The following is a 7,723-nucleotide window of genomic DNA, read 5'->3' on the forward strand; positions in this document are numbered from 1 at the left end:
ACCTGAATTACTACCTGCAGGCCAGGACAGCGTGTGATATCGGTCATTTTGCGAATACCTCCAGCAATCGTGGCGCAATTCTGTCCAATGGGCGAATTTCAACAGCCGCGTCAATCGCCGCTGCCGCTTTGGGCATGCCGTAAACAGCACAGCTTTGCTGGTCCTGCGCGATGGTCAGGTAGCCTTGCTGACGCATCAACTTAAGTCCCTGGGCGCCATCACGCCCCATCCCCGTCAGCAGCACGCCAACGGCATCGCCATTCCAGTAGCTGGCGACGCTCTCGAAAAACACGTCGATGGACGGCCGGTAAATCTCGTTCACAGGCTCTGCGGTGTAGGCCAGCGTGCCGTTCTTCAGCAGGCGAATGTGATGATTGGTGCCCGCCAGCAACACGACACCGCTTTGGGGCGGCTCGCCTTCCCGGGCCAGGCGCACCGGCAGGCCCGAGGCACTGCTCAGCCATTCGGCCATGCCGGCGGCGAACACCTGGTCCACATGCTGCACCAGCACAATGGCCGGCGAGAAGTCCCGGGGCAAGCCCTTGAGCAGGGATTCCAGGGCAGCCGGGCCGCCTGCGGACGAACCGATGGCCACCAGGCTCTGGCGTTTGCCCGTGGCCCGCTGGGGCGCAGGCTCGGCCCGCACGCGGCTGCCACGCTGGCCAATCAGCCAGCCGATATTGAGGATCTTGCGCAACAGCGGTGCCGCGGCGTCCTTCGGATTGCCCACGCCCAGTGCAGGCGTGTCAACCACGTCCAGGGCGCCATGGCCCATGGCTTCGAATACACGGCTGACGTTGGCCTGGCGGTCGACGGTGACAATCAGGATCGCACAGGGCGTCTCGGCCATGATCTGCCGGGTGGCCTCCACACCGTCCATCACCGGCATGATCAGGTCCATCAGAATCAGGTCGGGCGTGAACTCGGCGCAACGCTGCACTGCTTCCAGGCCGTTGCCTGCAACCCACACCACTTCGTGGGCCGGCTCAAGGCTCAACGCCCGGCGCAAGGCCTCCACGGCCATGGGCATGTCATTGACGATCGCAATCCTCATGCCCGTGCTCCTCCAATCAGCTCCACCACCGCGTCCAACAGCGCGTCGTCATGGAAGCTGGCCTTGGCTAGATAATAGTCGGCGCCGGCGTCCAGTCCACGACGACGGTCTTCTTCCCGATCCTTGTAGGAAACAACCATCACCGGCAGGGATTGCAGGCGAGTATCACGGCGCAAGAGTGTGACCAATTCGATACCGTCCATGCGAGGCATATCAATGTCCGTGATCAGCAGGTCGAAGTCTTCGGAGCGCAGCGCGTTCCAGCCATCCATGCCATCGACTGCCACGGCCACTTCATAACCGCGATTAAGTAACAATTTGCGTTGCAGCTCACGCACGGTCAGCGAGTCATCCACCACCAGAATACGCTTGCGCGGTGCTTCGAGGGTTTGCTGGGTGCGTCGGGCGATGCGCTCCAGACGACCGGTATTCAGCAGTTTGTCCACCGATCGCAGCATGTCTTCGACGTCGACGATCAGCACCACCGAACCGTCATCGAGCAACGCTCCGGCGGAGATGTCCTGGACCTTGCCCAACCGGTCGTCCAGGGGCAATACCACCAGCGTGCGCTCGCCGATAAAACGCTCCACGGCAATCCCGTAGACCGCATCGCGCTCGCGGATCACCACGACCTTCAGGGTTTCCTGACTGCCCTGCCCCGGCGGGCGCTGCAGCAACTGGCTGGCGGCGACCAGGCCGACATGCCGGCCTTCGTGCCAGAAATGCTGGCGGCCTTCCAGTTGCACGATGTCGTCGGGCGCAAGATCGCACATGCGCTCGATGTGGGCCAGCGGGAAGGCGTAGGCCTCTTCGCCAACTTCCACCACCAGGCTGCGCACTACCGACAGGGTCAACGGCACTTCCAGGTGGAAGCGACTGCCCTGCCCCGCCGTCTGCTCCAGCACCACCGCGCCGCGCAACTGGCGCACCATATGCTGCACCGCATCCAGGCCGACCCCGCGCCCCGAGACCTCGGTGACCTTTTCCCGCAGGCTGAACCCCGGCAGGAACAGGAACGTGAGCAGTTCCTCTTCGCTCAGGCGCAGGGCGGTTTCCACCGGCGACAACTGCCGGTCGACGATGGTGCCGCGCAGGCGCTCCAGGTCGACACCGTTACCGTCGTCGCTCAACTCCAGCACCAGCAAGCCGGCCTGGTGAGACGCCCGCAGGCGGATCAGGCCTTCAGCCGGTTTGCCCGCCAGCAGGCGTTGCTCGGGCATTTCAATGCCGTGGTCCACAGCATTGCGCAGTAAATGGGTCAGCGGCGCTTCGAGCTTTTCCAGCACATCGCGGTCGACCTGGGTTTTCTCGCCTTCGATTTCCAGGCGTACCTGTTTACCAAGGCTGCGGCCCAGGTCACGCACCATGCGCACCTGCCCGGCCAGCACGTCGGCAAACGGCCGCATGCGGCACGCCAGCGCCGTGTCGTACAAGACTTGGGCGCGTTGCCCGGCCTGCCAGCCGAACTCGTCGATTTCGGCGGTTTTTTCCGCGAGCAGCGCCTGGGCTTCGCTCAACAGGCGGCGGGTGTCGGTCAGGGCTTCCTGGGCTTCCAGGCTCAGGTCGACGGTCTTGAGGTGGCCGTCGAGGTTTTCCAGGGCGCGGGCGCTGTTGCTCTGGATGCGCTTGAGGCGTTGCAAGCTGGCGAGGTAAGGCTTGAGCCGCTGGGTTTCCACCAGGGACTTGCTGGACAGGTCCAACAGGCTGTTCAAACGTTCGGCGGTCACCCGCAACACCCGCTCGCCGCCTTCGGTCATGCGCTTATTTTGGCGTGGCAGTTCGGCACTGACCGGCGGCGCGGGCTCGGGCTCCGGCGGCAGGGTCAGCAGCGCTTCCATCGACAATTCAGGTTCTGGCGCGGGTGTGGGCGGCGGCGCAGGCTTTGGCGCAGCGGGCGGCGCGACTTTCTGCGACGGATCGAGCAACCGCTCCATCAATGCCACATAGGACTCGATGTCCGCCAGGCCCACGGTGTTGCCCGGCGTGGCAATGCGCATCAACAAATCGGTGCCTTGCAGCAGTGCGTCGATATGTTCCGGCAGCAGGTACAAGCGGCTTTCCTGGGCGCTGACCAGGCAATCTTCCATCACGTGGGCCACGCTGACCCCCGCGTCTACCCCGACAATCCGCGCCGCGCCCTTCAGGGAATGGGCGGCGCGCATGCAGGCTTCGAGCTGGTCGGCCTGGGTCGGGTTGCGCTCCAGGGCCAGCAGGCCGGCGCTGAGCACCTGGGTCTGGGCGTCGGCTTCCAGGCTGAACAGCTCCAGCAGCGAGGCATCGCGCATCTGGTCGGGGGTCATGTGAGGCTCCGGGTCACGGCAGACAACAATTGCGCCTCGTCCAGCCAGCGCAGGCTGCGGCCTTTCCACTGCAACACCCCTTGGGTATAGCGGGCGCTGGCCTGGGTGCCGGAGGCAGACGCCGCGTTCAAGGTGCGTTCATCAATGGCATGGATACCGTCCACTTCGTCCACCGGCACCACCACCGGGCCGTCCTGCGCCGCGATGATCAGCATGCGCGGCATGATTCGTGCGCCACTGGGGCCGCTGCCGGTGCTGTCCAGCCCCAGCAATTCCACCAGGGACAGGCACGCCACCAGTGCGCCACGCACGTTGGCCACGCCCAGCAAGGCGCGGGAACGCTGATGGGGCAAGGAATGGATCGGCTGCAACGGCGCCACTTCCACCAGGCAGCGAGTGGCGATGCCCAGCCATTCTTCGCCGAGGCGGAACATCAGCAGCGAACGGGTGAGGACATCACCCTCGACTTCCGGCGTCGCGACGGGGCGGTGATCGTCCTGCTGCAAGGCATAACGGTCGAGCAGGCGCGTGGCGGCGGCGGAATACACCGAGCAATTGCGACAGTGAATGTGCTCGGCCAGCAGCGGGCAGGACTTGTCACCGTGGATGCCGATGCGGTTCCAGCAGTCATCGATGGCCTGGGTATCGGCCAGGGTCAGGTTCAGGTCGGGATCCAGGGTCATGATTTACGCTCACTGTCAGCTCGCTCGCTGCGCGCGGCACGAGCCTGCAAACGCCGGGCGCCGGCGACATCGCCCTGGGACTCGAGCAACGCGGCCAGGTGCATCAAGGCCTGCGGGTGCTGGGGTTCCAGGTACAAGGCTTTTCTGTAATAACCCTGGGCTTCCAGGGCGCTGCCGGCCACATCGCTGAGCAGGCCCAGCCAATAAAACACCTGGGCCGCCGGCGGATGGCTCTGCAAATAACGCTCGCAGGCAGCACGGGCTTCCAGGCTCTTGCCTTCATTGGCCAGGGTCGCAATCTGACTGAGCAGATCGGCGGCGTCCGACTGCGGGGGCGGCGGCTTGATCGGTACCACTTGGGCACTGACGGTGCTGAACGGCCGGGGCCTGGTCGGGATAGGCGCGGCACTGCGCTGAGGAATCGGCGCGGGCATCGGCACAAATACCGGTTCAGGCGCGGGCTCCGCATGCCGGCTGAAGGCAAACGACTGCGGCACGCCAATCGAACGCATGCCCAGGCGCCCCAGCAGGCTGCCTTCGGCAGGCCCGATAAACAGCACGCCGTCGACGTGGGTCAGGCCCTTGAGCACTTCAAACACCTGCTTCTGGGTCGGCTGGTCGAAGTAGATCAGCAGGTTGCGGCAGAACACAAAATCGTAGGTGGGCTCGTTGGCCAGCAGCGTGGGGTCCAGCAGGTTGCCCACCTGCAGGCGCACTTGTTCGCGTACCCGGTCGGCAATCCGGTAGCCGTCGGTTTGATCGGTGAAGTGGCGATCGCGGAACTCGAGGTCCTGGCCGCGAAACGAATTCTTGCCGTACACCCCACGGCGGGCGCGCTCCACCGACAGCGGGCTGACGTCCATGCCCTGCACCTTGAACTGATGCGGTGCCAGCCCGGCGTCGAGCAAGGCCATGGCAATCGAATAGGGTTCTTCGCCGGTGGAACACGGCAGGCTGAGGATCCGCAGGGCGCGCATCTGCTTGATTTCGGCCAGGCGGGCGACCGCCAGCCGGCCCAGGGTGGCGAAGGATTCGGGGTAACGGAAAAACCAGGTTTCGGGGACGATCACCGCTTCGATCAGCGCTTGCTGTTCGTCGGTGGAGGCCTGCAATTGCTGCCAGTATTGATCGGCAGTCTGCGCGCTGAGCGCCATGCTGCGCTGGCGTACGGCACGCTCGATGATCGCTTCGCCCACCGAGGCAACGTCCAGGCCAATGCGCTCCTTAAGGAAGTCGAAGAAGCGTTGATCACTGCTCATCAACCCTCCTCGCCCGCGGCAAACAGCAGCGCCTGCACGTCAGCCGTCAGCAGGTCCGCCACGCCGATCCACTGCATCAAGCCACGCTCGTCTTCGCGCACCGGGCCCAGGTAACGTGCCTGGCGGTTGTCCAGGCCGTAGGGCTGGAACTCCGCCGGGTCACAGCGCAGGGTATCGGTGGCCTGTTCGAGGATCAGCCCCAGCCAGCGTGCCGGAGTGAGTGCATCCGGCTGATAATTGACCAACACCAGGCGCGTGCTGGTGCGGGCCTGGGCCGGCGTACCGAAGGTCAAGGCACTGAGATCGATCACCGGCACCATTGCCCCGCGATGGGCAAAGATCCCGGCAACCCACGCAGGCGCATGGGCAATGGGCTTGAGCGGCAGGCGCGGCAGCACCTCGGCCACTTCCGTGGCCTTGAGGGCATACCGTTCATTACCGATGTGAAACACCAGGAACAGTGCTTTCTTCACTGCCGCAACGGCACCGCGTTTAGCCGTGAGGTCGTTCATCAGACTTTAAAACGCGACACGCCGCTGCGCAGGCCGACGGCGACCTGGCTCAGCTCGTCGATGGCAAAGCTGGCCTGACGCAGGGACTCCACGGTCTGGCTGCTGGCATCGCCCAACTGCACCAGCGCATGGTTGATCTGCTCGGCGCCGGTGGCCTGGGCCTGCATGCCTTCGTTGACCATCAACACCCGTGGCGCCAGGGCCTGCACCTGATGGATGATCTGCGACAGCTGCTCGCCCACCTGCTGCACCTCGAACATGCCACGGCGCACTTCTTCAGAGAACTTGTCCATGCCCATCACCCCGGCCGACACCGCCGACTGGATCTCGCGCACCATCTGCTCGATGTCGTAGGTGGCCACGGCGGTCTGGTCGGCCAGGCGCCGCACTTCGGTGGCCACCACGGCAAACCCGCGACCGTACTCACCGGCCTTCTCGGCCTCGATGGCAGCGTTGAGGGACAACAGGTTGGTCTGGTCGGCGACCTTGACGATGGTCACCACCACCTGGTTGATGTTGCCGGCCTTCTCATTGAGGATCGCCAGCTTGGCGTTCACTAGGTCGGCCGCGCCCATCACCGAGTGCATGGTTTCTTCCATGCGCGCCAGGCCTTGCTGGCCGGAGCCGGCGGCCACCGAGGCCTGGTCGGCGGCGGTGGAGACTTCGGTCATGGTACGGACCAAGTCCTTGGAAGTAGCAGCGATCTCCCGCGAAGTAGCGCCGATCTCGGTGGTCGTCGCGGCGGTCTCAGTGGCCGTGGCCTGTTGTTGCTTGGAAGTCGCGGCAATCTCGGTGACCGAGGTAGTGACCTGTACCGAAGAGCGCTGTGCCTGGGACACCAGGGCGGTGAGCTCGGTCATCATGTCGTTGAAGCCGGTCTCTACTGCGCCGAATTCGTCCTTGCGTTCGAGGTTCAGGCGTTTGCTCAAGTCGCCGGTGCGCATGGTTTCGAGGATGTCGACGATGCGTTTCATCGGCGCCATGATCGCGCGCATCAGCAGCAGGCCGCAGAGGCCAGCGGCGAGGATCGCGAGGATCAGCGAGACGCCCATGCTGATTTTTGCAGCGGACACGGCGTCGTCGATAGCGTTGGTGGCGCGGTCCGCGACGTTTTTGTTTTCGGTGATGATGTCGTTGAGCTTCATGCGGCCTGCGGTCCAGGTCGGGGTCAGCTCGGCGTCGAACAGTTTGCGGGCGGCGGCCACGTCGTGGTTCTGCAGGTGGTCGAGAACGCCGGACAGGGCCTTGTTATAGGCCTGGTGCAGGGCTTCGAATTTATCGAATTCGGCCTGGTCCTCGCCGCCGTTGATGGTCGCCTTGTAATTGGCCATCTGGGTGAGGATACGGGTTTCGAAAGACTTGAAGTCGGTCTTGTCGGCGTCGGTGAGGCCCTTGTCTTCGCGCAGGCCAATGATATCGAGGGTTTGCAGGTAACTGTCGACCCAGGCACTGCGGATCATCGAACTCAGGTACACCCCCGGGACTGCGTCGTCACGGACTGATTCTTCGCTGAGTTCGATCTTCAACAGGCGTGAATACGAGACCACTACCATCAGCAGCATGATCGCGATGATGACCGCAAAGCTCGCCAAAATCCGTTGGCGCAAGGTCCAGTTCTTCACAGTAATTCCTCGAGGGCCATTCAAATGGAGAGGAGTATAGCTGAGCGGATGCCATCATTAATCAACGGGTTGTGGGATCTGGGTCACGCTCGGGGGAGGAAAGTTTTCTTGGGGGGGCATATCCGTTGCTGCGGTAACGGCTGCTATTGGTTCCGCTCTTACAGCGGCTCACTTTTGAAMAGCGCAAAAGTAAGCAAAACGCTCTTGCCCCACCAYTCGGCACCTCGCCTAGGCTCGGTGTGCCCTCACTCCGGCTTTGGACCGTGGGCCGCCGTCATGGGCCATCCCTGGCC

At 63.9% G+C, this 7,723-nt stretch carries 6 protein-coding genes; all 6 read right to left on the reverse strand.

The genetic code is table 11. The features are described 5' to 3' along the window. Positions 1-43: 43 nt before the first annotated feature. Genes A462_RS29600 through A462_RS29575 form a run of 6 tightly spaced genes read right to left on the reverse strand, consistent with a single transcriptional unit; the run spans position 44 to position 7,430 of the window. Entirely contained in the window at positions 44-1,054 is a 1,011-nt protein-coding gene (locus A462_RS29600; protein WP_003219250.1) for a chemotaxis response regulator protein-glutamate methylesterase, read from the reverse strand. Further along, a complete protein-coding gene (locus A462_RS29595; RefSeq protein WP_008431113.1) occupies positions 1,051-3,354 on the reverse strand; it encodes a hybrid sensor histidine kinase/response regulator in 2,304 nt (767 codons plus the stop codon). The genes A462_RS29600 and A462_RS29595 overlap by 4 nt, the downstream gene beginning before the upstream one ends. Then, positions 3,351-4,037 (reverse strand): chemotaxis protein CheW, encoded by a 687-nt coding sequence (locus tag A462_RS29590; protein WP_008431115.1) that lies wholly within the window; start codon positions 4,035-4,037, stop codon positions 3,351-3,353. The genes A462_RS29595 and A462_RS29590 overlap by 4 nt, the downstream gene beginning before the upstream one ends. Then, on the reverse strand, positions 4,034-5,296 hold the full coding sequence (locus A462_RS29585; RefSeq protein ID WP_008431117.1) for a CheR family methyltransferase: 1,263 nt from the start codon (positions 5,294-5,296) through the stop codon (positions 4,034-4,036). Before A462_RS29585 ends, A462_RS29590 begins: the two co-directional genes overlap by 4 nt. Next, positions 5,296-5,808 carry a chemotaxis protein CheW gene (locus A462_RS29580; RefSeq protein WP_008431120.1) on the reverse strand — a complete coding sequence of 171 codons (513 nt, stop codon included), beginning with the start codon at positions 5,806-5,808 and terminating at the stop codon, positions 5,296-5,298. Before A462_RS29580 ends, A462_RS29585 begins: the two co-directional genes overlap by 1 nt. Next, on the reverse strand, positions 5,808-7,430 hold the full coding sequence (locus tag A462_RS29575) for a methyl-accepting chemotaxis protein (protein ID WP_008431121.1): 1,623 nt from the start codon (positions 7,428-7,430) through the stop codon (positions 5,808-5,810). The genes A462_RS29580 and A462_RS29575 overlap by 1 nt, the downstream gene beginning before the upstream one ends. Between the last annotated feature and the right edge of the window lie 293 nt (positions 7,431-7,723).

This window comes from Pseudomonas sp. Ag1 (assembly GCF_000278565.1).
Lineage (GTDB): Bacteria > Pseudomonadota > Gammaproteobacteria > Pseudomonadales > Pseudomonadaceae > Aquipseudomonas.